Genomic DNA, 24,849 nt, shown 5'->3' with positions numbered 1-24,849 from the left:
CCAGGAGCGCTCCTGCAAACGGGCCGCGAACCCAGTTGAGAGATAGCCCTTTGAAAACCTTGCTTGCCGGCCTGCTGCTTGCCGCCGCCTCGCCCGCCTTTGCCGCCCTCAGTCCGGCCGAGAAAAAGATGACGGCGACGGTCGACGCCGAATATGAGCGGTCGGTCGGCCTGCTCGAAAAGCTGGTCAACCAGAACTCGGGCTCGCTCAATATCGAAGGCGTGACCAGGGTCGGCGAGATGATGCGCGCCGAACTGGAGCCGCTCGGCTTTCAGGTGAGCTGGATCCCCATGGCCGAGGTCAAGCGCGCCGGCCACATCGTCGCGGTCCACAAGGGCAATGGCCGCGGCAAGCGGATGCTGCTGATCGGCCATCTCGACACGGTGTTCGAGAAGGATTCGCCGTTCCAGCGCTTCGTGCGCAAGGGCGAGCGCGCGGAAGGGCCGGGCGCCGGCGACGACAAGGGCGGCATGGTGGTGATCGTCGCGGCACTGCGCGCGATGCAGGCGGCGGGCACGCTGAAGGACGCCGACATCGAAATCGTGCTGACCGGCGACGAAGAGGATTCGGGCGATCCGCACACCATTTCCCGCCGCGACCTGATCGCCGCCGGCAAGCGCGCCGACGCCGCGCTCGATTTCGAAGGCCTGTCGGTGATCGACGGCCAGGACTGGGGCTCGATCGCGCGGCGCAGCTCGACGAGCTGGACGCTGAAGGTGACGGCGAAGAGCGGCCATTCGAGCGGAATCTTCACCGCCAATGCCGGCGAGGGCGCGATCTACGCCGCCAGCCGCATCGTCTCCGCCTTTCGCGACGAGCTGCGCGAGCCCAACCTGACCTACAATGTCGGGCTGATCGTCGGCGGCACCCAGGCGGAGCTCGATGCGGGGCAAATCCGGGGCACGGCAGCGGGCAAGACCAACATCATCCCCGCGATCACATTGGTGCGCGGCGACATGCGGACACTCTCCGATGAGCAGACCGCGCGCGTGCAGAGCAAGATGCAGGCGATCGTCGCGCGCGCCTATCCGGGCGCGAAGGCCGAGATCAGCTTCGATCCCGGCTATCCGGCGATGGCGCCCACCGAAGGCAACCGCGCGCTGCTGAAGCGGCTGAACGCGGTCAACGCCGATCTGGGCTTGAAAGCCATGCCCGAGCTCGATCCCTTGAAGCGCGGCGCCGGCGACATCGCTTTCGTCGCCAAGGACGTGAGCGGGCTGGTCGGGCTCGGCACCGACAGCGATGGCGATCATGCGCCGGGCGAGACAGTGAACCTCGATTCCATCCGCCGCCAGGCCAAGCGGGCGGCGATCCTGATGACGCGGCTGAGCAAAGAAGCAAGATAAACGGGAGAGTCGAACGTCGTTCGGTATCTATGAAGCGTCGGTCCCGCTGTTCACGAACGCGCTCACCGACATGCGCGCCTGGCTCGACAAGGCGGCAGCCGAGAAGCTGGAAGCGGAGTTGCTGGAGGCGCGGCTGGCGCCCGACATGCGCCCGCTGCCCGCGCAGTATCAGATGGCCTCCGATTCCGCGAAGAACGGCATCGCGCGGCTGGTCGGCATCGACGCGCCGTCGATGCCCGACACGGAAACCAGCTTCGCCGAGCTGCGGGAACGGTGCGACAAGACGATCGCGTTCGTGAAGAGCGTCGATCCGTCCGCCTTTACCGACAGCGCGGGCCGGACGGTCGAGCTGAAGTTCCCGAACGGCATGGGCTATCGCTTCACCGGCCAGGATTATCTGACCAGCTTTGCGCTGCCGAACTTCTTCTTTCATGTGACGACCGCCTACGCGATCCTACGCGCGGCGGGCGTCGCGCTCGGCAAGCCCGACTTCCTTCAGCATCTCGGTCCGCCGAACATCCAACCGGAAAGCTGAGCCCCTAAACCTCGGCTGAACGGCCGGTTCAGCACCGACTCACGACACTTCTCCTAGCTTCCGGCGTTTCGAGCACGGGGCGCGGACAGGAGGAGACTCATGCGTAAGGCTCTGATCGGCCTGCTGCTCGCCGCGACTGCGGCTTCGCCGGCCTTTGCGGACAAGGGTGGTCACGGTCATGGCGGCGGCGATGGCGGTGGCCATGGCGGCGGTGGCTGGAAACACGAAGGCGGCGGTGGCGACCAAGGCCATGGCAATGGCGGCTGGAAGCATGGCGGCGGAGATGAGGGCCGCGGCAACGGTGGCAGCTGGAAACAGAGCGGCTGGGCACGCGGCGGCGACGAGGGCGGCCGCGGCCACGGTTGGAAACAGGCCGAACGCCAATGGGGCGGCGAACGTCGATGGGAAGGCAATCGCGGCTGGCGCGAAGCGCGCGGCGACCGCGGCTGGGCGCGTCAGGGCTGGTACGGCGCCCCGACGCGTGTCGTCCGCTATGACGACAAATGGGCTCGCAAGGCCTGGAAGCGCGAAGCGAAGGAAGAGCGCCGGTATGCGCGCGAGTGGGAACATCGCGAGCGCTTCCGATCCGAACCGCGCTATGTCGCGGCGGAGCGCTATGCGCGGCCGGGCCGCTATTACGCGCCTGCCTATTACAGCGCGCCGCAGTGGAGCTCTGCCTATCGGCCGCAGGCCTATGACGACTACGGCTATAGCCAGAGCTATTACTCGCAGGCGAGCTATCATCAGCCCGACGACGACTATTATTATCAGCCCTCGAGCTACTGGCCTGCGAGCTACGACTCCTACAGCTACAGCCCGATCGATCCGGCCTACCGCAGCGACTATGCGGGCCTGTTCGGTGGCGGCAGCGGCAACAGCATGCTGGGCCTGTTGCTCCCGGTGCTGATGCAGAGCCTGACCGGCAGCAATCTGGGGCTGGGCAGCGGCTTGGGCAGCCTCGGCTTGGCGGGGCTTGGCGGATATGACAGCTACTATGGCGGCTATGGCGCGCCCGACGTCTATCCGCTGCAACTGGCGAGCTACGCGCCCTATTCGTCCGACACTTCCTTCGGCGGCATGGGCGATCTCGCCTCGACGCTGCTGCCGTCACTGCTCGGCGGCGGATCGCTGTTCTGAGTTGCGGCCTTGATCGGCATGGGCGTTCGGCCCACATGAGCGCCCATGCTGATCGAGACCGAAACGACGCCCAATCCGGCGACGCTCAAATTCCTGCCCGGCCGCCCGGTGATGACCGGCGGCACGCGCGACTTCGCGACGCCCGAGGAGGCGGAAGCCTCGCCGCTCGCGGAAGCCCTGTTCAACCTGGGCGATGTCGAAGGCGTGTTCTTCGGCTCCGACTTCGTATCGGTCACTGCCGCACCCGGCTCGGAATGGCGCGACCTGAAACCTGACGTATTGAGCGTGCTGCTCGACCATTTCTCGGGCGACATGCCGCTGTTCCGCGCGGGTTCCGCCGCGGGCATCCAGATCGACGATGAGATCGCGACCGACGATCCCGAGGACGCCGACATCGTCAGCCAGATCAAGGAACTGATCGACACCCGCGTGCGGCCCGCAGTCGCGAATGATGGCGGCGACATCGTCTATCGCGGCTTTCAGCGCGGCACGGTCTATCTGAAGATGCAGGGCGCCTGTTCCGGCTGCCCCTCTTCGACCGCGACGCTCAAGCAGGGCATCGAGCAGTTGCTTAAATATTATGTGCCCGAAGTGACGAACGTTCAGGCCGTCTGACCGCACCGCAATCAAGGGGATGTTTCGTGGCCGACTCACTGCCGGATACCGCGCTGGATCAGCTTTTCCGCACGGCCCGCACTTATAACGGCTATCTCGACAAGCCCGTCACCGAAGACCAGCTCCGCCAGATCTGGGACCTGATGAAGATGGGGCCGACCTCGGCCAACATGCTTCCCGCGCGGCTGGTGTGGTGCGTGAGCGAGGACGCCAAGGCGAAGATCGCCTCCTGCGCGTCGGAGAAGAACGCCGCCAAGATCGTGAAGGCCCCGGCGACGGTGATCATCGGCATGGACGTGGATTTCCACGAACATCTGCCAGAGCTGTTCCCCCACGACCAGACCGCCAAAAACTGGTTTCCCGACGCCGAAGTCCGTAAGACCCATGCGCTTCGCAACAGCTCGCTGCAGGGCGCCTATTTCATCTTTGCGGCGCGCGCGCTGGGGCTCGATACCGGGCCGATGTCGGGCTTCGACAACGCCAAAGTGGATGCGCTGTTCTTCGCCGGCACCAACGTGAAGTCGAACTTTATCTCGACGCTCGGTTATGGCGACCCGTCGACCATCTTCGGTCGTTTACCGCGGCCCGCTTTCGAGCGGTTTAACAAGGTTCTGTAGGTTTCCTGGCCTTTGAGAACGCTCGCGATCGAAACGGCGGCCGAAGCCTGCTCGGTTGCGCTGTTCGAGGACGGAAACCTCGTCGCCCACCGTCATGAGCTGGTCGGCCGCGGCCATGCGGAGCGGCTGATCCCGATGATCGCGGAGATGCCAGAACGCGGACGGGCGGAGCTTATTCTCGTCGATTGCGGCCCCGGCAGCTTCACCGGCGTTCGAGTCGGGCTCGCCGCTGCCCGCGCCTTCGGCCTTGCCTGGGGCGCGCGAGTATCCGGTTATTCGTCACTGGCGCTGATCGCTGCGACTGCTTTTGCGGAACCCGACGCCCCCCCAACGCTTACCGTTGCAATCGTCGGCGGACATGGCGAGTATTTCGTCCAGCGATTTGGAGAGGGAGTGGTTGCGATCACGCCGCTGGCGTCCCTGAAGCCGGAGGATGCGGCTGCCTTTTGCGGCCAGGACCCGATTGCCGGATCGGGCGCCGAAGCGATGCGCGCGGCAGGGGCGCCCGGGCGGGCGATCGCCGTTCATCCCGACGCGCGAAACACCGCCTTGCTGCCGCCGGCTCTCACAGCTCTTTCTCCCAGCCCGATCTATGGCCGCGCGCCGGACGCGCGCCTGCCTGCATGACCTTGGCAGCCGATCTCGCCTTCCGCATCGAATCGGGCGGCATGGCCGATCTGCCGGACGTGATGGTCGCGATGGGCGACGCGTTCGACCCCGAATATGGCGAGGCCTGGACCGAGGCACAGTGCGCCGGCATCCTCGGCCTGCCCGGAACCTGGCTGCTGATCGCGCGTGCCGACGAGGACCCCGCCGGCTTTGCTCTGCTCCGAACGATCGCCGACGAGGCCGAGTTGCTGCTCATCGCCGTGCGCAATCGCTATCGCCGGCAAGGCGTGGGCCGCGCCCTGCTTAGCCAGGCGATGGAAGACGCGCAGGCGGAAAGCGTGGGTCAGCTCCATCTGGAGGTCCGCTCCGGCAATCCGGCGATCGAGCTCTATCGCGAGGCGGGTTTCGTGCAGGTCGGAACCCGTCGCGGCTATTATCGGGGCCGGTCGGGCAAAGTGTTCGATGCGCTCACTTTCAAAAGGCGTCTTGGCGTCATCTAAGGGCGCGCGGTCATTTTCGGCTTGAACTCAGGTCATCTTAAAGACATGGCACTATTCGGTCATCAACATGATGGTCGCAACCAAACACGAAAGCTTTCGAAACAATGGCCGAACAATCCGAGATGAAGGAAACGCTGATCACGCTGACCGCCGACATTGTCGCTGCGCATGTCAGCAACAACAGCGTCGCGGTTAACGACCTGCCGACCCTGATTTCGAACGTGCACAATGCGTTGACTGCGCTCGGCGGCCCCGCTCCGCAGCCTGAGGTCAAGCAGGAGCCGAAGGTTTCGGTCCGCGCATCGGTGAAACCCGACTATATCGTCTGCCTGGAAGACGGCAAAAAGCTGAAGATGCTCAAGCGTCACCTGATGACGCACTATAACATGACCCCGGATCAGTATCGGGCAAAGTGGAACCTTCCCGCCGACTATCCGATGGTCGCGCCGAATTACGCCGAGCAGCGCCGCTCGCTTGCGAAGAAAATCGGCCTCGGCACCAAGCGCCGCCGGGGGCGGTAAGGCCTTAGCCCGCCTGCCGCTTTGCTGTGGCGGGCGGGCCCCAAACTCACTACATCGCCCTCATGCACCGCAAGATCGACGTCGAAGCGCTTTGTCATGAAAAAGGGCTCCGGATCACGGACCAGCGCAAGGTGATCGCGCAGGTCATCTCCGAATCCGAAGATCATCCCGACGTCGAAAGAGTGCACGCCCGCGCCTCGGCGATTGATCCGGGCATTTCCATTGCGACCGTCTATCGCACCGTTCGTCTGTTCGAAGAGGCGGGCATTCTCGAGCGCCATGATTTTGGCGACGGCCGCGCCCGCTACGAAGCGGCGCCCGAAGCGCATCACGATCACCTGATCGATGTCGAGACCGGCCGCGTGATCGAGTTCGTCGATCCCGAGCTCGAGCTGCTGCAGCGCCAGATCGCGGAGAAACTGGGCTTCCGCCTCGTCGATCACCGCATGGAGCTCTATGGCGTCGCAATCGATCGCAAGAGCTGACTCGCTCGCCCCGGTCCGGGGTTGGTCGCGGCTGCTGCTGCTGGCGCTCGGCTGCCTCGCTTACGTCGTCCTGCACCTGCTGACCCGCGCGGTGCGGCTGCCGTCGCATTGGCCGCAGAGGTTTCTGGCGAAAGTCGCGCGCATTTGCGGCGCCGTGGTCGAAGTGCGCGGCACGCCTCTTGCCCGCGATGTGCTGTTCGTATCGAACCACCAGAGCTGGCTGGACATTCCGATCATTGCGGGTGCGACGGGAACGGCCTTCGTCGCCAACTCGGGCGTCAGGGACTGGCCGCTGGTCGGCTGGCTGGCCGGCCTCAACAACACGATCTATGTCGATCGCGCCGATCGCGCCGGCGTCCATGAACAGGTAGAGCTCGTGCGCGACGCGCTTGCCCATCACCAGCCGGTTGCGATTTTCCCCGAAGGCACCACTGCGATCGAGCTTCTACCCTTCAAGCCGTCGCTGCTGGAAGTGGTCTCGCCGCCGCCGCGCGCGATCCGCGTTCAGCCGCTGCGGCTCGATTATGGCGCGGCGATCGACCTCGCTTGGATCGACGACGAACCGGCGCTCGACAATGCCTGGCGCGTGCTGACGCGACGGGGGACGTTCACGGTACGGATCGACTGCCTTGAGCCGTTCGAGCCGGGCGCCGTCGGCGACCGCAAGGCCATTGCCGCCGAAGCGCGGAACCGCATCCTCACGGGTTCCGCTTGGGAGAGCGGCGGCGTATAGCGCCCGCGTGAATCGCTCCCCCAAAACCTACCGCGTCAAATCGTTCGGCTGTCAGATGAATGTCTATGACGGCGAACGCATGGCCGAATTGCTCACCAGCCAGGGTCTTGAGGCGACGGACGCCGAGGACGCTGATCTGGTCGTGCTCAACACCTGCCACATCCGCGAAAAAGCGGCAGAGAAGGTCTATTCCGAAGTCGGCCGGCTGCGCCGCGAAGACGGCACCCGGCCGCTGGTCGCGGTTGCCGGTTGCGTCGCCCAGGCCGAAGGCGCGGAAATCCATCGCCGCACCAAGGATGTGGATATCGTCGTCGGCCCGCAAGCCTATCACCGGCTGCCCGAACTGGTCGCGAAGGCCGCGCAAGGCAAGCGCGCGCTCGACACCGATATGCCGGCGGCATCGAAGTTTGAAGTATTGCCCGGCCGCGCGCGGCAGGTTCGGCCGAGCGCTTTCCTCACCGTTCAGGAAGGCTGCGACAAATTCTGCACCTATTGCGTGGTGCCCTATACGCGCGGCGCGGAAGTCTCCCGGCCGTGGAACGCGATCGTCGACGAGGCGAAGGCGCTGGTCGATGCCGGCGCGCGCGAGATCACGTTGCTCGGCCAGAACGTCAACGCCTGGGAACATGACGGGCGCTATCTGCACGACCTGATCGAAGCGCTCGCCGCCATGCCGGATCTGGCGCGCATCCGCTACACGACCAGCCACCCGAACGACATGCGCGACGGGCTGATCGCCGCGCACCGCGACGTCGACAAGCTGATGCCGTTCCTCCACCTTCCCGTGCAGTCGGGCAGCGACCGCATCCTGAAGGCGATGAATCGCAGCCACTCGACCGAGAGCTATCTGCGAATCCTCGACCGCGCGCGCGCGGTGCGGCCGGACATCGCCATTTCGGGCGACTATATCGTCGGCTTCCCCGGTGAGACCGACGAGGATTTCGAGGCGACGCTCGATATCGTGTGGAAGATCGGCCACGCCCAGGCATTCAGCTTCAAATATTCGCCACGCCCCGGCACCCCGGCCGCGACGATGCCGGACCAGATCGCGCCGGACGTGATGGACGAGCGGCTGAAGCGGCTGCAGGCGCTGATCGTCGAGCAACAGACTGCGTTCAACAAGGCGACGGTCGGCACGCGCACCACCGCATTGCTGGAACGACCCGGCCGCCATCCTGGCCAGCTCATCGGCAAGTCGCCCTGGCTGCAATCGATAGTTGTGGATGAAGGGGCGATCGGAGACCTGATCGAGGTGGACATCGCCGCCGCGGGACCGAATAGTCTCACCGGCGTTGTGACTCGCAAGCAAGCCGCCTGACGCCCAAGGAGGTGCATGTCGCGTAAGCCTGTTCCCGCCCAGCCGGGCGACCGTAGCCGGATCGAGGTCCTGTTCGACCGGCCCCAGCTTCTCGGCCAGGTGTTCGGCCATTACGACCAGAACCTGGTCGCGATCGAAAACAGGCTCGGCGTCTATATCGCCGCGCGCGGCAACAAATTGCAGATCGAGGGCGAGGCCGAAGCCGCCGCCCGCGCCCGCGACGTGCTGACCGGCCTCTACAACCGCATCGTGCAGGGCCAGGAAATCGACGCCGGCACGGTCGAGGCGGTGATCGCAATGTCGAACGAACCGACGCTGGAAGGCATCATCCGCACCGACGTCTCGCAGCCCCCGCCGGTAATGATCCGCACCCGCAAGAAGACGATCGTCCCGCGCTCGGCCACGCAGATCCGCTACATGGAAGCGCTGGCCCGCGACGAAATCATCTTCGCGCTGGGCCCGGCAGGCACCGGCAAGACCTATGTCGCCGTCGCCCAGGCCGTGCAGCAGCTCATCGCAGGCTCGGTCGACCGGCTGATCCTGTCGCGCCCGGCGGTCGAGGCGGGCGAGAAGCTCGGCTTCCTGCCCGGCGACATGCGCGAGAAGGTCGATCCCTATCTGCGCCCGCTCTACGACGCGCTTTACGACATGCTGCCGACCGAGCAGGTCGAGCGGCGGATGGCGTCGGGCGAGATCGAGATCGCGCCGATCGCCTTCATGCGCGGCCGCACCCTCGCCAACGCCTTCATCATCCTCGACGAGGCGCAGAACACCACGCCGATGCAGATGAAGATGTTCCTGACGCGCTTCGGCGAGAACAGCCGCATGGTGGTCTGCGGCGATCCGCGCCAGGTCGACTTGCCAGACATCGGCCGCTCGGGCCTCGCCGACGCCGTCGCCCGACTGGAAGGCGTGAAAGGCATTTCGATGGTCCGCTTCGGCAGCAAGGACGTCGTCCGCCATCCGCTCGTCGGCGCGATCGTCGACGCGTATGAGGGGTCCCCTGATTGACCTGATCAGGATATCCTGATATCCACTTCGGATATCCTTGGAGATTGCTTGTGGCTTCGCTTTACATCAAGGATGCCGAAACAGCGGCGCTCGTCGCCCGCGTCGCTCGCCGCCAGCACAAGACAAAAACTCAGGCCGTGCGTGAGTTGTTTCAGGAGGCCGAAGCCAAACTTGGCCCGGAAGAGCCGAAGCCAGATTTCGTGAATTGGCTTCGTGAATATCGGCGTCGTTTTCCTGATCCGTCCCCTGCCGGCATCAGGCATGATCGTTCTCTGTATGACTGGATGTCGGACGAAGAAGATTTGTGAGCTTGTTCGTTGATGCCTCGGCCATCGTGGCGATGCTCGCGCAGGAGAACGGTGCGGACGATTTGGCAGCGCGACTGGGCGACGCGGAGAGTCCGATCACATCAGCCGTAGCGATGTGGGAGGCCGTCACGGCGCTTCATCGCTCGTACCGCTATGATCTCCGGATCGCAGCCGACATGGTCGATGGCTTGATAGATGGGTGTCCCATCAAAGTTGTAAGCATTGGCGGCCCGGAAGCCAGCCTGGCGATGGCTGCCTTTTCGAGGTTTGGAAAAGGCCGCCATAAAGCCAATCTAAATATGGGCGACTGCTTCGCCTATGCCTGCGCCAAGGCGCACGGCGCGAAGCTGCTGTACAAGGGCGACGATTTCGCACGGACGGACCTCGCATGATCGACGTCGCCGTTCAGGTCGAGCAGCCCTGGCCAGCCGGAGACTGGGAAGACCTTGCGACCCGGGCCGTGACTGCGGCGCTGAACGCGACGCCGCATGCCGAGCTCGGCGCCTCGGACGCGCTGGTCGAAGTGTCGATCCGTCTCACCTCCGACGAGGAAGTGCATCAGCTCAACCTCCAATATCGCGGCAAGGACAAGCCGACCAACGTGCTGTCCTTCCCGATGGTGCAGCCGGACCTGCTCGAAACCGTCAGCCAGAACAGCGACGATGGCGAGTTGCTGCTGGGCGATATCGTGCTTGCCCACGGCGTCTGTGCGGCCGAAGCGGCAGAGAAAGAAGTCGCGCTGGAGGCACACGCCACCCATTTGATTGTCCACGGCCTGCTGCATTTGCTAGGCTATGACCATCAGGGGTCCGACGAGGCCGAGCATATGGAGTCGCTGGAACGCGACGTCATGGCGCGGCTGGAGCTGCACGACCCCTACAACAGGGACGAACCGGAGTTAGATGCCAGAGGATTCGAGTAGAAGCGGCCACGCCTCGGACGGGAGTGGCCGACTATGGCGCGGATTGCGCGACATGCTGTTCGGAAGCGACAGCGAACCCACCCTGCGCGACCAGATCGAGGAAGCGATCGAGGAGCATGAGGGCGAGCCGGCAGAGGCCGGCGACCTTTCCCAGGTCGAGCGGCAGATGGTCCGCAACCTGCTGCATTTCGGCGAGGATACGGTCGGCGACGTCGCCGTGCCCCGCGCCGACATCATCGCGGTGCCCGAATCGATCAGCTTCGACGAGCTGGTGACGCATTTCGCCGAGGCCGGGCACAGCCGCCTGCCCGTCTATCGCGACAGTCTCGATCATGTGACGGGCATGATCCACATCAAGGACGTGTTCGCGATCCTCGCGACCGGCGCCGAGAAGCCCGCCAGCATCGCCGGCCTTGTCCGCGAGCCGCGCTACGTTCCGACCTCTATGGGCGTGCTCGATCTGCTCGCCGAGATGCGCGCGACCCGCACGCATCTCGCGATCGTGGTGGACGAATATTCGGGCACCGAAGGCCTGGTCACGATCGAGGACCTGGTCGAGGAGATCGTCGGCGAAATCGAGGACGAGCATGACGATGCGCCGCAGGCGACCCTGGTCGATCTGGGCGGCGGCATGTGGGACGCCGACGGCCGTGCGGAACTGGAAGACGTCGCCGCCGAGCTCGACCCGCGGCTGGCCGAGGTTGAGGAGGATGTCGAGACGCTGGGCGGCCTCGCCTTCGTGCTGGCCGGGCGGATTCCGCAGCCGGGCGAGATCGTGCCGCACCCGAGCGGCTGGCGAATCGAGGTCACGGACGCCGATGCGCGGCACATCAACCGCGTTCGCCTGCATGCGCCGGAGCCGGTGCTGGAGACCGAATAGCCGCGCGCCTGCGGACAAGCTTGTGGATAAGAGCTGCGAGTCTTCATTCCGTCGCAATTTCGAGTCGGCTCACCCCAGAGAGATTGTGCCGCCCCCGAAATTGATTCAGGCCCAAGCTCGATAGTGTTTCACGAAGGGACGCTTTCGGGGCAACCACAAGGAAGCGTCAGCCCTTCGGGTCGATCGGAAGCGCTTATTCTGCTTCCTTTGTGCCGCCGGTTCTTTCACCCCCTGGCCGGCGGCACTTTTTTGTCCTGACCATTGCGGCTAGACCGGTCCGGTCGCCTTTAGGTCCCGGAACCCCGATGCTCGGCAGAATCGCCCGCCCGCTTGCTTTCCTGATCGTCGTCCTGCTGGTCATCCTGGCCGGTCTGTTCTTCGTCACGCGCCAGAAGAATGCGAGTGCCGACGTGCTCGCGATCACCGGCCAGAAGCCGCAGATCGCCAAGCCCGAGATCGAGCAGATCCCGACCATTGCGATCGCGACGCCGGTCGCCTGGGGCAATGCGACGCCGACAGCGCCGGCGGGCCTGAAAGTGCAGGCTTTCGCCCAGGGCCTCGACCATCCGCGCTGGCTCTACACCTTGCCCAATGGCGACGTGCTGGTCGCCGAAGCGAACTCGCCGCCGCGCAAGGTCGAAGGCATTGCCGATCGCGTGATGGGCTGGCTGCTGAACCGCGCCGGCGCCGGCGTCCCTTCCGCCAACCGCATCACCCTGCTGCGCGACGCGAATGGCGACGGCGTGGCGGAAACGCGCTCCGTGCTGATCTCCGGCCTCAACTCGCCGACCGGCATGGCCCTGATCGGGAACACGCTCTACGTCGCCAACACCGACGCGGTAATCGCTTTCCCATATCATGAAGGCGACACGAAGATCACCGCCAAGCCCGAAAAAATCGTCAGCCTGCCCGGCGGCGGCAATCACTGGGCGCGAAACCTTCTCGCCAGCCCCGACGGGCGGCTGCTCTATGTGACGGTCGGCTCGTCGAGCAACATCGGCGAGCGCGGCATGGACAAGGAAGAGCGCCGCGCCGCGATCTGGGAAGTCTATCCGCCAAACAAGAGCTTCCGCATCTACGCCGCCGGCCTGCGCAACCCCAACGGCCTCGCCTGGGAACCGCACCGCAAGGACCTGTGGACGGTGGTCAACGAGCGCGACATGCTCGGCGGCGACGGCCCGCCCGATTACCTGACCTTCGTCGATTTCGGCGCCTTCTATGGCTGGCCCTACAGCTATTGGGGCGGGTACGTCGACAAGCGCGTCGACGAGCGGCCCGACCTGCTCGAATATACCCGCCGCCCCGATTATGCGCTCGGACCCCATGTCGCGCCGCTCGGGCTGGTGTTCGCCGACGGCGCCAAGCTCGGCGCGCCGTTCGACAACGGCGCTTTCATCGCGCTGCACGGATCGTGGAACCGCAAGCCGCTTTCCGGCTACAAGGTCATCTACGTTCCCTTCGACGACAAGGGCGCGCCGGCGAAAGGCGCCAAGCCGATCGACGTGCTGGGGGCATTCCTCGATGCGAACGGCCACGCCCGCGGCCGCCCGGCCGGCCTCGCGCTCGACAGGACCGGCGCACTGCTGGTGGCGGACGATGTCGGCAACCGCATCTGGCGCGTCAGCGCGGCGCGGTAAGGCTCGGGACGACACCCTAACCGTCCATCCCGAGCGAAGTCGAGGGACGCACTGAGCCGAAAGTGCGTGTCTCGACTTCGCTCGACATGGACGATCTAGTGCAGTTCAATGCAGACGAGCTGTCACAAACGGATGTTGCGTGGCGTCTAGGTCTCGAAGGAGACAGACCCATGAAACCACGCCTCAATCCCTACGCAGCCGCGCCCGACGCGATCAAACCGATGCTCGATCTCGAAACCGCGGTGCAAGGCCTCGGCATCGAGCCCAGGCTGATGCACCTGATCAAGATGCGGGCGTCGCAGATCAATGGCTGCGCCTTCTGCCTCGACATGCACGCGCACGAAGCCCGCGCCGACGGCGAGGCGCAGCAGCGGCTCGACGTCCTCCCCGCCTGGCGCGAGACCAATTTCTTCGACGACCGCGAGCGCGCGGCGTTGGGCTGGACCGAAGCCCTCACCTGCATCGCCGACACCCACGCCCCCGACGACGCCTATGAAGCCTTCGCCGCCGCCTTCGACGAAAAGGAGCGCGTCGCCATCACGCTGGCCATCGTCGCGATCAACGGCTGGAACCGCATCGCCATCGGCTTCCGCTCGCTGCCGGGACGGCGGCGGGATTAGGCGTCGGCGTTGAGCCTTGGCTGCGGGCATCAAGCCCGCGGCCAGCTTTTACTCCGTCATTCCCGCGAAAGCGGGAACCAGCCGGCAGGAACTCGCGACGCTCAACATCTAAGGCGATTGCCATTCTAAAGATGAAGAGGACCGTCCGCTTTCGACCCATTGTTGACGTTCAGGTGTATATCAATCGGTCGCCATCACCGTTGGCAGGGGCGATGCTCGTTCGCCTCTATGGTCTCGCAATCGATATCGGCTTGCGTATTCCCGCCGCTGCTTGGTCACTTCGTAGAGAACGATGCCAGAACTCGTTGCGAGGTTGAGACTCTCGATCATGCCGAACATCGGCACGCTGATGCACATCTCGCTACCGTCCACTGCCAAATCGGATAGTCCTCTCGCTTCGTTACCGAACCACACAGCCAGCTTCGCGTGTTCGGTAAAGTCCACCTCGTGAAGGAACTTGTTTGTTTTGCCCTTCACGTGGGGGGAGGTGGCGACTGACACGAAGTGGTTCTTTGCCAGATGGGCGAGACACTCCTCGGTGCTGTCAAACCGCTTCACGAACGTCCACTTCACTGCTGACACGGAAAGCTTAGACAGCTTGGGCTCGCTGCGCAGGTCCTGCCAGTCATCGGGCAAAACTCGGCGAGGGTCGACTACGTAGACCTTCTCAGCGCCCAAGGCGTTCACATTGCGGATGACCGTGCCGATGTTGCGCGGGTTCTCCGGCTCCTCAATCACAACGATAAGGTTCTTGCAGCGAAACGCCTTGATCGCGTCCGCTCGCTTCCGGGCTGGCCTTTTTGTGTCAGTATTTTCGTCCATCGCCAACTCACGTTTCCTAAGCATCCAATCGGATAGCCGAACATCGACGATGGAGCCACGCACCGCGAGCTTTCACTTCCCAACCCAATGCAGCCAAAACTCTGTCCTACACCCCACCCGCTCAGGCATATGATCGTGGATGACCGAGCGCCTCTTTCACCCGATCTTTCTCAGGGCCTCTGCTCTCGCCCGGCGATCACTATCCGTCGCGGATTCTCCACCGTTCGGCATTTCCTATTTTCTACCAAACCTCTGCAGCCAAACGATAATCCCGCATAAGTTCACGAAAAAGTCGCCTCACCCCTGGAAGTTTGTGAACTTAGAGGCTCCCTCACCTCAACAGCTTGGGCGCTTCCTCGGTGAGCTTGGCCCTGATCTTCTCCGCGAACAGAGCGAGGAACGGCGGCAGGTCGAAGCTGGCGTGGACCTTGTCTTCCAGCACGGTCAGGCGACTGGCGATCCGCTGGCCCATCGCTTCGACGGTGAAGCTCAGCGTGTCGCCGTCCCAATGGTGTTCGGAGACCGACCCGCCGGGGATGAAGCTGGCGAGCTTGCCGAAGCCGTTCTCGATCCGCGCCCGCGCAGCCGCCTTGCCCAGCTTGTGCGGCAGGTCGAGTTCGATCGGCGTGGTCATTTCGCGTCCTTTGCGAACAGCATGGCGTCATCGGCAAACGCCTTGAACTCCAGTGCGTTGCCGCTGGGATCGCGAAAGAACATCGTCGCTTGTTCGCCCGCCTGGCCCTTGAAGCGGATGTGGGGCGCGATGCCGAACGCCACACCCGCTTCGGTCAGCCGGTCGGCGAGCGCCTGCCAGTCGGCCATCGTCAGCACCACGCCGAAATGCGGCACCGGCACGTCATGGCCGTCGACCGGATTGGTGACGCCCGCCGGCCGCGCCGCCTCGTCCAGATGGGCGACGATCTGATGGCCGTAGAGGTCGAAATCGATCCAGCGGTCCGAGCTCCGCCCCTCCGCGCAGCCAAGCAGTTCGCCATAGAAATGCCGCGCCGCATCGAGGTCGTGAACCGGAAAGGCGAGGTGAAACGGCCTCATGGCTGGGCAAGCTCCACGCACGCTTCCATGTCGGGCGCGCTTTTGGGGTTGGCGGCGATGGCTTCGCGCGCGAGCGTCAGCGCCTGGTCGCTCTCCGCCCCGGTCTTGCCCGCGCTGCCGAGCTCGGTCCGCGCGCGGTCTTCGAGCAGGGCGGCGATCGAGATCAGGTCCATCGCCGTTTTGGACATGCCCTCGCGGCGCTTCACATCGTCGGCGGCAAGCTTCAGCAGCCCGGCGCATTGCAGCGTGTCCGGGGGCGGCAGCGGCGGAGCGACCGCGTTCATCACCTCGATGCAACCCGTCGCTTCGGCGAGCGGCAGCTTCGCATCCTTGCCGGCGGCCTGCTGCGTCGCTTTCACCTGGGCCAGGATCAGGTCGCGCACCTGTTCTTGCGTTCGCCCGGTTTCTTTCACCACTGCGTCGCCGACCACCTGCGCAAAACGAGCGCCCTGGCGTCCGAGCGGAGGCAGGTCGAGCGCCGCGGCGGTGTGCCGTTCCTGCTCCCCCGCCAGGATCGCGAGCACGGCGACGCAGCGGATCTGCTGCTGTTGCTGAGCGGAGAGCGGCGCGGCGGCCAAGGCGAGGAGAACGCTGAACATCGCCCGATCCTTACGCGCGATTGAAACTGTCGCAAAGCCGGGCAATAGGCGGCGCAGTGCTCCGTTATCCCAAGCTTCTCGCGCTGACGGCAGGCGCGCTGTCGGCGACCGGCTTCGCGCCGCTGGAGCTGTGGCCGGTGACGCTCTTGTGCTTCGCGCTGCTGATCGAACTGCTGCGGAGCGCGCCGAACGCTCGCGGCGCGTTCTCCCGCATGTGGCTGTTCGCGCTCAGCCATTTCACCGTCGGCCTGAACTGGATCGCGCATGCGTTCACTTACCAGGACAGCATGCCGCATTGGTTCGGCTACGGCGCGGTGGTCGCGCTGTCGCTGTACCTGGCAGTGTTTCCGGCGGTGGGAGCGGCGGTCGTTTCGCTGGCGACCAACAAATACCCGTTCGCTTCGAGCGCAGTCGAGAAGCGCAGCTCGGAGCGGGCGAACACGCGTATCTCGACTTCGCTCGATACGAACGGAATTTCCTTCGTTTTCCTCTCCGCCGCCGCCTGGATCGCGACCGAATATCTCCGCGCGACGATGTTCACCGGCTTCGCCTGGAACCCGCTCGCCGCTATCTGGGTGCCGATCGAGCCGGTCGCGCGGGAAGCAGCGTGGATCGGCACCTACGGCCTATCCGGCCTGACGATCCTCGCCGCGGGCGGGCTGAGCCTGTTGCTCCGGCGGCAATGGACGGCAGCGGCTCTGGTCGCGCCGATCGCCCTGCTCGCCCTCATCCCCGTCCCGCACAGCCCCGCGACCGGCCCCCATATCCGCGTTGTCCAGCCGAACGTCAGCCAGGACGAGAAGCAGGACGTCGCAGCGCAAGCCGCGCACATTCGCCAACTCGTCCGCATGTCGGGGCCGCCGAGCGACACCGCTCCCCGCATCCTGCTCTGGCCAGAAGCAGCGATCGACAATGGCTATTTGCTGGAGGAGGAACCCGGCCTGCGCCGCTTCCTGATGAAGGCGGTCGGGCGGGCCGACATGCTGCTGACCGGCGGCATTGCGCTAGAATACGACAAGGCCGGCCGCGCGATCGGCGGGCGCAACAGCGTGTTCGCGCTCGGGCCGGACACGCAAATCCACGCCCGCTACGACAAGGCGCACCTCGTCCCCTATGGCGAATATCTGCCGATGCGGACGATCCTGACACCGCTCGGCCTGTCGCGGCTCGTGCCGGGCGACCTCGATTTCTGGCCCGGCCCGGGCCCCAAGACGTTTGACATCCCCGGCATCGGCCCGGTCGGCTTTCAGATCTGCTACGAGATCATCTTTTCGGGCCATGTCGTTGATCCGGCGCACCGCCCCTTGTTCGTGTTCAACCCGTCCAACGACGCCTGGTTCGGAAGCTGGGGCCCGCCGCAGCATCTCGCCCAGGCGCGGCTGCGCGCGGCGGAGGAAGGCATGACGATCGTCCGCGCGACGCCGACCGGCATTTCCGCCCTGATCGCTCCCGACGGGCGGTTACTGGGCAGCATCGGCCCGCACAAGGCGGCCGTGATGGACGCGCGCCTTCCCGCGCCCCTGCCGCCGACGTTGTTCGCCCGCTTCGGCAATCTTCTTCCGGCGCTGCTGGCGCTCGCGCTCGCCGCTTTCGGCGTTGTCTTTCGCCTTCGCCGCCGCTAGAGGCCTGCACACATAAACATATCTTTATATGCGGCTTCCGCCCGCGTGCAGCACAGGACCGACGATGCGCTCCAACTATCTCTTCACGTCCGAATCGGTGTCCGAAGGCCATCCGGACAAGGTCGCCGACCAGATTTCCGACGCCATCGTCGATCTGTTCATCGGCAAGGACCCGGAAGCGCGCGTCGCCTGCGAGACGCTGGTGACCACGCAGCGCATCGTCATCGGCGGCGAAATCCGCTGCAAGGGCGCCTATGACGAGGAGCAGTTCGCCGACACCCACGGCTGGGCGCCGGGCGTGCGCGACGAGATCGAGCAGGTCGTGCGCCACACCGTCCAGAAGATCGGCTATGAGCAGGACGGCTTTCACTGGCAGACCGCCAGCTTCGAGAACCATCTGCACGGCCAGTCCGCGCACATCGCGCAGGGCGTCGACGAAAGCGGCAACAAGGACGAAGGCGCCGGCGACCAGGGCATCATGTTCGGCTATGCGACCGATGAGACGCCCGACCTGCTCCCCGCCACGCTCTACTACTCGCACCGCATCCTCGAGCGGCTCGCGAAGGACCGGCACAGCGGCGCCGCGGCTTTCCTTGAGCCCGACGCCAAGAGCCAGGTGACGCTCCGCTACGAAAATGGCGAGCCGGTGGCGGCGACCGCCCTGGTCGTCTCGACCCAGCACGCGCCCGGCTATTGCGACGACGGCCGCGAAGGCTCCGACGCCGGCAAATACGGCCAGCTTCGCGACTATGTGATCGGCGTGTTCAAGGACGTGCTGCCGGCCGGCTTCATCACCGACGAGACCAAGATCTACGTGAACCCGACCGGCCGCTTCGAGATCGGCGGGCCGGACGGCGACGCCGGCCTGACCGGCCGCAAGATCATCGTCGACACCTATGGCGGCGCGGCCCCGCACGGCGGCGGCGCGTTCTCGGGCAAGGACCCGACCAAGGTCGACCGCTCGGCCGCCTATGTCGCGCGCTACCTCGCCAAGAACGTCGTCGCGGCGGGCCTCGCCAAGCGCTGCACGATCCAGCTTTCCTACGCGATCGGCATCGCCGAGCCGCTCTCGGTCTATGTCGATCTGCACGGCACCGAAAAGAACGGCGTCACTGCCGAGAAGCTGGAGCAGGTGCTGCCGACGCTCGTGCGCCTGACCCCCAAGGGCATCCGCACCCATCTGAACCTCAACAAGCCGATCTACTCGCCCACCGCCGCCTATGGCCATTTCGGCCGCAAGGCGGAGGGCGACCTGTTCACCTGGGAACGCACCGACCTGGTCGACGCGCTGAAGGCGGAGCTCGCCTGACGCGGGCACGCGCATGAGCGACCCGCTGACGATCCGACGCCTCTACGGCCGCGCTAAGGGGCACAAGCTGCGCGCCGGTCAGGAGGAGTTGCTGGCCGAGCTGCTGCCGCGTGTCTCCGTGCCGGACGGGCCGCTCGATGCGCGGGCGCTGTTCGGCGATGATCGGCCGCTGGAGTTCGAGATCGGCTTTGGCGCGGGCGAGCACCTCGCGGCGCAGGCCGAGGCGCGGCCGGACCACGGCTTTATCGGCTGCGAGCCGTTCCTGAACGGCGTCGTCGGCGCACTCGCCAAGATCGACGACCGCGAGCTTGCCAATGTCCGCGTGCACATGGGCGATGCGCTCGATGCGCTGGAGCGGCTGCCCGATGCCTCGTTGGACCGGCTGTACCTGCTCCACCCCGATCCCTGGCCCAAGGCGCGCCACGCCAAAAGGCGCATGGTCAATCACGGCCCGCTCGACCTGATCGCCGCCAAGCTGAAGCTGGGCGCCGAGTTCCGGCTCGGCACCGACGACCCGACCTATTGCCGCTGGTCGATGATGGTCATGAACCAACGCCGCGACTTCGACTGGCAGGCCCAGACCGCCGCCGATTTCCTGCAGCGCCCTGCCGATTGGCCGCAAACGCGCTACGAGGCGAAGGCCCGGCGCAAGGGCCATGAAGTTTGGTATTTCCGTTACTTGCGGCGCTGAGTCTTCGTCGCACGATCCGTCTTTCTGGTCGCCCCATCATTCCGGATGGCGAACGGGCCGCTAACCGGCTGCTCGCCAACCAGAAAACAGGGTGAAAGACATGCGTATCCTATTGGGCGCCTTCGCCGGCGCGCTGCTGACGACGAGCGCCCACGCCGCAATCGTGGACGATTTCAACCGCGCCGACGCGCTCAATCCGGGACCGGCCTACACGATCCAGAACGGCAATATCCGGATCAGCGGCAACAAGGCGATCACGACCAACTTCGTGTCGCTCGCCACCTATAACGGCTCTTCGTCCAGCACGGTCGGGGTCGACGCGGCGCTGCGCGGGTTCGATTCCGGCAGCTATGTCGCGCTGACGCTCGGCTACGACACCGCGAACAGCTATTTCATCAAGATCCAGGACAATGACGGCGACGGCTTTTTCGACCGCTATGGCTTCGACACCGGCAACAACGATCTTAACGGGCCGTTCCAGTCGCTCGGCTTCGGTTTCCAGAGCGCGTCGATCGACGTCAGCGTGACCGGCACCGTCGCGACGCTGAACATCCTCGCCAACAACGGCAGCACGCTCAGCTACAGCTATAACTATGGCTTTGCGCCGGGCAGCGGCCTCGTCGGCTTCGGCCTGAACCGCCTCGGCACTGCCGACAATCTGCGCTTCGACGCCGTGCCGGCGCAGGGCGTGCCGGAACCGGCGACCTGGGCGCTGCTGATCGGCGGCTTCGGCATGGCCGGTGCAGCCGCCCGGCGCAAAGGTACGCTTCTCGCACGCGCCTAAGAGCTTGGATCGGCCTCGGCATCGTCCGCGCCGAGGTCGATCCATTCGGGATAGAAGCTCGGCTCCCGGCGCGACCAGCCCGGCGCCGTCGCCGTGCTCTCGGTGATGGTCAAGAACAGGTCGCGCCGGCGGGCCGGCAGAATGTGCGGCATCGACGACGCCGCGCAAAAGGCGCCCAGCAGCCAGGGCCGCGCCGCCGCGCCGATCAAGCGCTCGTACAGGAAACGATAGGCCGAAAAGCTGGTCAGCCGGTCCTGCGCCAGATCGAACGCGCTGATCCCGACCAGCGGCGCCATAAACGGCTCCACCGCGTCCAACCCGCTATGTTCGGGAACGCGCTCCCTGATTTCCGGAATGCGTTCGTAGCAGCGCGCCTGCGCGGAAAGCGTGACGCGCTCGACCGGATCGCGCGAGTAGCGCTCCACCGCGTCCGGTTCGCGCACGATCCCGAGCGACCGCCGGATATAGCGCTGAGTGGCGGATGAAAACGAAGCAAACTCACGCATTTCTGCGATCGCAAACGTCGCGTTCGAAGCACTCAACTTGGCCTTACCTCCTCAGTCTCCTACGAATTCGTTTCGGATAAGGTTCCCAATCAGCGCGCCGGCGTCAAGCGCCAGAGATGCGCGCCGGAACCGTCTTCCAGCATCCAGATCGCACCATCGGGTGCCTGCGCGACGTCGCGGATGCGGGCGCCGGTGTCCCAGGCGTTTTCGGCCTTTGCCGTATCGCCCTTCACGCTGACGCGAAGCAGCGCCGTGCCGGACAAGGCCGCGATAAACAGAGAGCCGCGATACTGCGGGAACATCGCCCCGGTGTAGTAGATCATGCCACCCGGCGAGATCGACGGGTTCCACCACAGCTTCGGCGGATAGAAACCGTCGCCCGGCGCATGATCCGGGATCGGCGTGCCGTCATAATTGTCGCCGTTGGAAACGCGCGGCCAGCCGTAATTCTTGCCCGGCTGGATCAGGTTGAGCTCGTCGCCCCCCTTCGGCCCCATCTCGACTTCCCACAGCCTGCCGTCGCCCGCAAAGACAAGGCCATAGGGATTGCGGTGCCCGGTCGACCAGGTTTCCGCCGGCGTCGTATTCGGCTGCCGCGCCTGAACCGTGCGCGCGGGCGCGGAGGCGGCAAGGCTGCTGTTCTTCGGCGGATCGAAGACCTGGACCGTCGCCGCGCCGGTGCGGCCAGCCATCGGGTTGCCGGGCGCGGGCTTTCCGTCCAGCGTCAGGTGCAGGATCTTGCCGAGCGCCTGACTCGAATCCTGCGCCGGCGTGAAGCGCTGGCGTTCGCCGGACGAAAGGAACAGCGATTTGCCGTCGGGCGCAAAGGCGATGACCGCGCCGAACTGGCCGCCCTTGCCGTCCGAACCGGCGCGCCAGATGACGCTCACATCGGAAAGCGAGGCCTGGGGCGGACAAGGCGCGCGCACGCACTGAACCTGGTGAAGCTGCAATGTCGCTCGTGCAAGCGCCAGGCTCGATCCGTCCGGACGCGGCTCCGCATAGGTCAGATAAATGGTGCGGCTCCTGGTGAAATCGGGGGCTAGCGCCACGTCGAGCAACCCACCCTGGCCGCCTTTGGCGACCGCCGGCACGCCCGAGACGGTCGCGATGCCGCCATCCGTCGTGCGCAGTTTCAGCGCGCCTGCCTTTTCGGTCACCAGCGCGCTGCCGTCGGGCAGGATGGCGATGGCGAACGGCGACTCGAAAACGCCCAGGTCCGTCTTGGTGAACGGCAGGGGCGTCGTCGCCATATTGGCGCGGCTCGACCTGGCGGCCGGCGCGCCGCCGGCGGGCGCCGTCTGCGCCGAACATCCCGTTCCGATCAACGCGAGGACTAAAGCAACCGAACGCATCCTATTCTCCTTGATCTTCTACGGCTGCGCGCTTGTTGCACCGCTTGCGCCGCTGGCTCAATCGGCCTATATCCAAACCGTTCCCTCGACATCGGTAACGGAGTTGAGGCTGGTGCCCTGCGGCGCCGGCGCGGAACGCCTGTGCATTTCTGGAGGAAGATTGGCAGACATCGCTGCCCTGACGCGACTGATCGAGCCCGAGGCGAAAGCGCTCGGCTTCGACCTTGTGCGCGTGGCGATGATCGGCGGCACGTCCGATCCGACCCTGCAGGTGATGGCCGAGCGGCCGGACACCCGCCAGCTTACGATCGACGATTGCGCCGACCTGTCGCGCCGCCTCTCCGACATGCTCGATGAGAAGGACCCGATCGAGGACGCCTATCGGCTCGAAGTCAGCTCGCCCGGCATCGACCGGCCGCTGACGCGCCTGAAGGATTTCGACGACTGGAAAGGACATGAGGCGCGGGTCACCCTCGCCGAGAAGCTGGACGGCCGCAAGCAGTTCAAGGGCGATCTGTACGGCGTCGACGGACAGAACGTCGCCATCATCACTCAGGACGGCAACCGCCACGCGGTGCCGTTCGACAAAATCGAGAGCGCCAAGCTGACGCTCACCGACCGGCTCATTGCCGCAACCGCGCCGCTTTCCACCAAAGGCGCAGACCAAGTGAAGGTAGAAGGATAAACGAATGGCCACTGCTGCCGTTTCCGCCAACAAGGCCGAACTGCTCGCGATCGCGGACTCGGTCGCGCGCGAGAAGCTGATCGACAAGGCGATCGTCATCGAGGCGATGGAAGACGCCATCCAGCGCGCGGCGAAGAATCGCTACGGCGCCGAGATGGACATCCGCGCCAAGCTCGATCCGTCGAACGGCGACCTTCGCCTGTGGCGCGTGGTCGAAGTCGTGGAGCAGGTCGACGATCTCTACAAGCAGGTCTCGGTCGCCGACGCGCAGCGCCTGCAGAAGGGCGCCAAGGTCGGCGACTATATCGTCGATCCGCTGCCGCCGATCGAATTCGGCCGCATCCAGGCTCAGGCCTCCAAGCAGATCATCTTTCAGAAGGTCCGCGAAGCCGAGCGCGAGCGCCAGTTCGAAGAGTTCAAGGACCGCGTCGGCGAGATCATCACCGGCGTCGTCAAGCGGGTCGAGTTCGGCCACATCGTCGTCGACTTGGGCCGCGCCGAAGGCGTCATTCGCCGCGATCAGCAGATCCCGCGCGAAGTCGTCCGCGTCGGCGATCGCATCCGCGCGCTGATCCTCCGCGTGATCCGCGAAAACCGCGGCCCGCAGATCTTCCTCAGCCGCGCGCATCCGGACTTCATGAAGAAGCTGTTCGCGCAGGAAGTGCCGGAAATCTACGACGGCATCATCACCATCCAGGCCGCCGCCCGCGATCCGGGCAGCCGCGCCAAGATCGGCGTCATCAGCCGCGACAGCTCGATCGACCCGGTCGGCGCCTGCGTCGGCATGAAGGGCAGCCGCGTGCAGGCGGTCGTCCAGGAAATGCAGGGCGAGAAGATCGACATCATTCCCTGGTCGCCGGACACCGCGACGTTTGTCGTGAACGCGCTGCAGCCGGCGAACGTCAGCCGCGTCGTGATCGACGAGGAAGAGGACCGGATCGAAGTCGTCGTCCCCGACGACCAGCTTTCGCTGGCGATCGGCCGCCGCGGCCAGAACGTCCGCCTCGCCAGCCAGCTCACCGGCAAGGCGATCGACATCCTGACCGAGACCGACGCGTCCGAGAAGCGCCAGCGCGAATTCTCCGAGCGTTCGGAGATGTTCCAGACCGAGCTGGACGTGGACGAAACGCTCGCCCAGTTGCTGGTCGCGGAAGGCTTCACCAGCCTCGAGGAAGTCGCCTATATCGAGCAGGACGAGATCGCCTCGATCGAAGGCTTCGACGAGGAGCTCGCCGCCGAGCTGCAGAGCCGCGCCCAGGAAGCGCTCGAACGTCGCGAGGAAGCCAATCGCGAGGAGCGCCGTGCGCTCGGCGTCGAGGACGATCTCGCGACCATGCCGCACATGACCGAAGCGATGCTGGTCACGCTCGGCAAGGCGGGCATCAAGACGCTCGACGATCTGGCCGACCTCGCCACCGACGAGCTGGTCGCTAAGAAGAAGGCCGAGCCGCGTCGCCGCGGCGAGGATCAGGCGCCGAAGCGCGAGCAGGACAAGGGCGGCATTCTCGCCGACTATGGCCTCAGCGAAGAACAAGGAAACGAGATCATCATGGCCGCGCGCGCCCACTGGTTCGAGGAGGACGCGGTTGCGGAATCCTCCCAATGAACGGCCGAAGCTCAAGCTGAAGC

General features: G+C 65.3%; 30 protein-coding genes. 24 read left to right on the top strand and 6 right to left on the bottom strand.

Annotated elements, in window-relative coordinates; all coding sequences use genetic code 11:
- Nucleotides 1-50: 50 nt before the first annotated feature.
- The 18 genes from ACFSCW_RS01525 (at nucleotide 51) to ACFSCW_RS01440 (ending at nucleotide 13,794) form a co-directional block, all read left to right on the top strand.
- Complete coding sequence (locus ACFSCW_RS01525) at nucleotides 51-1,346, top strand: M20/M25/M40 family metallo-hydrolase (RefSeq protein ID WP_380886174.1); 1,296 nt, start codon at nucleotides 51-53, stop codon at nucleotides 1,344-1,346.
- A gap of 25 nt (nucleotides 1,347-1,371) precedes the next feature.
- Nucleotides 1,372-1,881, top strand: coding sequence for a DUF1993 domain-containing protein (locus ACFSCW_RS01520; RefSeq protein ID WP_380889979.1), 510 nt, complete (start codon nucleotides 1,372-1,374; stop codon nucleotides 1,879-1,881).
- Between the two features lie 99 nt (nucleotides 1,882-1,980).
- A complete protein-coding gene (locus ACFSCW_RS01515; RefSeq protein WP_380886172.1) occupies nucleotides 1,981-3,018 on the top strand; it encodes a hypothetical protein in 1,038 nt (345 codons plus the stop codon).
- Between the two features lie 45 nt (nucleotides 3,019-3,063).
- Entirely contained in the window at nucleotides 3,064-3,633 is a 570-nt protein-coding gene (locus ACFSCW_RS01510; protein WP_380886170.1) for a NifU family protein, read from the top strand.
- 26 nt (nucleotides 3,634-3,659) lie between these two features.
- Nucleotides 3,660-4,250 (top strand): malonic semialdehyde reductase, encoded by a 591-nt coding sequence (locus tag ACFSCW_RS01505; protein ID WP_380886168.1) that lies wholly within the window; start codon nucleotides 3,660-3,662, stop codon nucleotides 4,248-4,250.
- A gap of 12 nt (nucleotides 4,251-4,262) precedes the next feature.
- Nucleotides 4,263-4,877: a tRNA (adenosine(37)-N6)-threonylcarbamoyltransferase complex dimerization subunit type 1 TsaB gene (gene tsaB / locus ACFSCW_RS01500; RefSeq protein ID WP_380886166.1), complete on the top strand. Its 615-nt coding sequence runs from the start codon at nucleotides 4,263-4,265 to the stop codon at nucleotides 4,875-4,877.
- Nucleotides 4,874-5,359 (top strand): GNAT family N-acetyltransferase, encoded by a 486-nt coding sequence (locus tag ACFSCW_RS01495; RefSeq protein WP_380886164.1) that lies wholly within the window; start codon nucleotides 4,874-4,876, stop codon nucleotides 5,357-5,359. The genes tsaB and ACFSCW_RS01495 overlap by 4 nt, the downstream gene beginning before the upstream one ends.
- A gap of 104 nt (nucleotides 5,360-5,463) precedes the next feature.
- The gene (locus ACFSCW_RS01490) at nucleotides 5,464-5,880 is read left to right on the top strand and encodes a Ros/MucR family transcriptional regulator (protein WP_380886162.1); all 417 of its coding nucleotides are present in this window, start codon (nucleotides 5,464-5,466) and stop codon (nucleotides 5,878-5,880) included.
- A gap of 62 nt (nucleotides 5,881-5,942) precedes the next feature.
- The gene (locus tag ACFSCW_RS01485; protein ID WP_380886160.1) at nucleotides 5,943-6,365 is read left to right on the top strand and encodes a Fur family transcriptional regulator; all 423 of its coding nucleotides are present in this window, start codon (nucleotides 5,943-5,945) and stop codon (nucleotides 6,363-6,365) included.
- Nucleotides 6,337-7,098 (top strand): lysophospholipid acyltransferase family protein, encoded by a 762-nt coding sequence (locus ACFSCW_RS01480; protein WP_380886158.1) that lies wholly within the window; start codon nucleotides 6,337-6,339, stop codon nucleotides 7,096-7,098. The genes ACFSCW_RS01485 and ACFSCW_RS01480 overlap by 29 nt, the downstream gene beginning before the upstream one ends.
- Before the next feature lie 7 nt (nucleotides 7,099-7,105).
- The gene (gene miaB, locus ACFSCW_RS01475; RefSeq protein WP_380886156.1) at nucleotides 7,106-8,416 is read left to right on the top strand and encodes a tRNA (N6-isopentenyl adenosine(37)-C2)-methylthiotransferase MiaB; all 1,311 of its coding nucleotides are present in this window, start codon (nucleotides 7,106-7,108) and stop codon (nucleotides 8,414-8,416) included.
- A gap of 15 nt (nucleotides 8,417-8,431) precedes the next feature.
- Entirely contained in the window at nucleotides 8,432-9,427 is a 996-nt protein-coding gene (locus ACFSCW_RS01470; protein WP_380886154.1) for a PhoH family protein, read from the top strand.
- 50 nt (nucleotides 9,428-9,477) lie between these two features.
- Complete coding sequence (locus ACFSCW_RS01465; RefSeq protein ID WP_380886152.1) at nucleotides 9,478-9,735, top strand: type II toxin-antitoxin system VapB family antitoxin; 258 nt, start codon at nucleotides 9,478-9,480, stop codon at nucleotides 9,733-9,735.
- Nucleotides 9,732-10,127 (top strand): type II toxin-antitoxin system VapC family toxin, encoded by a 396-nt coding sequence (locus ACFSCW_RS01460; RefSeq protein ID WP_380886150.1) that lies wholly within the window; start codon nucleotides 9,732-9,734, stop codon nucleotides 10,125-10,127. Before ACFSCW_RS01465 ends, ACFSCW_RS01460 begins: the two co-directional genes overlap by 4 nt.
- Nucleotides 10,124-10,657 (top strand): rRNA maturation RNase YbeY, encoded by a 534-nt coding sequence (gene ybeY, locus ACFSCW_RS01455; protein WP_380886148.1) that lies wholly within the window; start codon nucleotides 10,124-10,126, stop codon nucleotides 10,655-10,657. The genes ACFSCW_RS01460 and ybeY overlap by 4 nt, the downstream gene beginning before the upstream one ends.
- On the top strand, nucleotides 10,638-11,537 hold the full coding sequence (locus ACFSCW_RS01450; RefSeq protein WP_380886146.1) for a hemolysin family protein: 900 nt from the start codon (nucleotides 10,638-10,640) through the stop codon (nucleotides 11,535-11,537). The genes ybeY and ACFSCW_RS01450 overlap by 20 nt, the downstream gene beginning before the upstream one ends.
- Nucleotides 11,538-11,842: 305 nt before the next feature.
- Nucleotides 11,843-13,174: a PQQ-dependent sugar dehydrogenase gene (locus ACFSCW_RS01445; RefSeq protein ID WP_380886144.1), complete on the top strand. Its 1,332-nt coding sequence runs from the start codon at nucleotides 11,843-11,845 to the stop codon at nucleotides 13,172-13,174.
- A gap of 170 nt (nucleotides 13,175-13,344) precedes the next feature.
- Nucleotides 13,345-13,794 (top strand): carboxymuconolactone decarboxylase family protein, encoded by a 450-nt coding sequence (locus tag ACFSCW_RS01440; protein ID WP_380886142.1) that lies wholly within the window; start codon nucleotides 13,345-13,347, stop codon nucleotides 13,792-13,794.
- Between the two features lie 180 nt (nucleotides 13,795-13,974).
- Here the strand turns inward: ACFSCW_RS01440 and ACFSCW_RS01435 are convergent, their stop codons facing one another.
- From ACFSCW_RS01435 to ACFSCW_RS01420, 4 genes are all read right to left on the bottom strand, one after another.
- Nucleotides 13,975-14,616 carry a TrmH family RNA methyltransferase gene (locus ACFSCW_RS01435; RefSeq protein ID WP_380889976.1) on the bottom strand — a complete coding sequence of 214 codons (642 nt, stop codon included), beginning with the start codon at nucleotides 14,614-14,616 and terminating at the stop codon, nucleotides 13,975-13,977.
- Nucleotides 14,617-14,947: 331 nt separating this feature from the next.
- Complete coding sequence (locus tag ACFSCW_RS01430) at nucleotides 14,948-15,250, bottom strand: polyhydroxyalkanoic acid system family protein (protein WP_380886140.1); 303 nt, start codon at nucleotides 15,248-15,250, stop codon at nucleotides 14,948-14,950.
- Entirely contained in the window at nucleotides 15,247-15,669 is a 423-nt protein-coding gene (locus ACFSCW_RS01425; RefSeq protein ID WP_380886138.1) for a VOC family protein, read from the bottom strand. Before ACFSCW_RS01425 ends, ACFSCW_RS01430 begins: the two co-directional genes overlap by 4 nt.
- Nucleotides 15,666-16,268 carry a hypothetical protein gene (locus ACFSCW_RS01420; RefSeq protein ID WP_380886136.1) on the bottom strand — a complete coding sequence of 201 codons (603 nt, stop codon included), beginning with the start codon at nucleotides 16,266-16,268 and terminating at the stop codon, nucleotides 15,666-15,668. The genes ACFSCW_RS01425 and ACFSCW_RS01420 overlap by 4 nt, the downstream gene beginning before the upstream one ends.
- 56 nt (nucleotides 16,269-16,324) lie before the next feature.
- On the opposite strand from ACFSCW_RS01420, the gene lnt reads away from it, so the two are divergent.
- The 4 genes from lnt to ACFSCW_RS01400 all read left to right on the top strand — a co-directional run bounded on the left by lnt (nucleotide 16,325) and on the right by ACFSCW_RS01400 (nucleotide 20,674).
- Nucleotides 16,325-17,890, top strand: coding sequence for an apolipoprotein N-acyltransferase (lnt, locus tag ACFSCW_RS01415; RefSeq protein WP_380886134.1), 1,566 nt, complete (start codon nucleotides 16,325-16,327; stop codon nucleotides 17,888-17,890).
- Between the two features lie 64 nt (nucleotides 17,891-17,954).
- Nucleotides 17,955-19,199 (top strand): methionine adenosyltransferase, encoded by a 1,245-nt coding sequence (metK, locus tag ACFSCW_RS01410; RefSeq protein WP_380886132.1) that lies wholly within the window; start codon nucleotides 17,955-17,957, stop codon nucleotides 19,197-19,199.
- 13 nt (nucleotides 19,200-19,212) lie between these two features.
- The gene (gene trmB, locus ACFSCW_RS01405) at nucleotides 19,213-19,890 is read left to right on the top strand and encodes a tRNA (guanosine(46)-N7)-methyltransferase TrmB (protein ID WP_380886130.1); all 678 of its coding nucleotides are present in this window, start codon (nucleotides 19,213-19,215) and stop codon (nucleotides 19,888-19,890) included.
- 100 nt (nucleotides 19,891-19,990) lie between these two features.
- A complete protein-coding gene (locus ACFSCW_RS01400; RefSeq protein ID WP_380886128.1) occupies nucleotides 19,991-20,674 on the top strand; it encodes a PEPxxWA-CTERM sorting domain-containing protein in 684 nt (227 codons plus the stop codon).
- On the opposite strand, the gene ACFSCW_RS01395 is transcribed toward ACFSCW_RS01400, so the two are convergent.
- On the bottom strand, nucleotides 20,671-21,180 hold the full coding sequence (locus tag ACFSCW_RS01395; RefSeq protein WP_380886126.1) for a hypothetical protein: 510 nt from the start codon (nucleotides 21,178-21,180) through the stop codon (nucleotides 20,671-20,673). The two genes, ACFSCW_RS01400 and ACFSCW_RS01395, sit on opposite strands and share 4 nt — an antisense overlap.
- An 89-nt stretch (nucleotides 21,181-21,269) precedes the next feature.
- Nucleotides 21,270-22,535 (bottom strand): PQQ-dependent sugar dehydrogenase, encoded by a 1,266-nt coding sequence (locus ACFSCW_RS01390; protein ID WP_380886125.1) that lies wholly within the window; start codon nucleotides 22,533-22,535, stop codon nucleotides 21,270-21,272.
- A gap of 160 nt (nucleotides 22,536-22,695) precedes the next feature.
- Here ACFSCW_RS01390 and rimP point away from each other — a divergent pair, with 160 nt between their 5' ends.
- On the top strand, nucleotides 22,696-23,220 hold the full coding sequence (rimP, locus tag ACFSCW_RS01385) for a ribosome maturation protein RimP (RefSeq protein WP_380886123.1): 525 nt from the start codon (nucleotides 22,696-22,698) through the stop codon (nucleotides 23,218-23,220).
- Nucleotides 23,221-23,224: 4 nt separating this feature from the next.
- The gene (gene nusA / locus ACFSCW_RS01380) at nucleotides 23,225-24,826 is read left to right on the top strand and encodes a transcription termination factor NusA (RefSeq protein WP_380886121.1); all 1,602 of its coding nucleotides are present in this window, start codon (nucleotides 23,225-23,227) and stop codon (nucleotides 24,824-24,826) included.
- Nucleotides 24,827-24,849: the final 23 nt, after the last annotated feature.

This window comes from Sphingomonas tabacisoli (assembly GCF_042678385.1).
GTDB lineage: Bacteria > Pseudomonadota > Alphaproteobacteria > Sphingomonadales > Sphingomonadaceae > Sphingomonas_B > Sphingomonas_B tabacisoli.
Note: the sequence above shows the minus strand (reverse complement) of the source record. Positions and strands in the feature narration are given on the sequence as shown.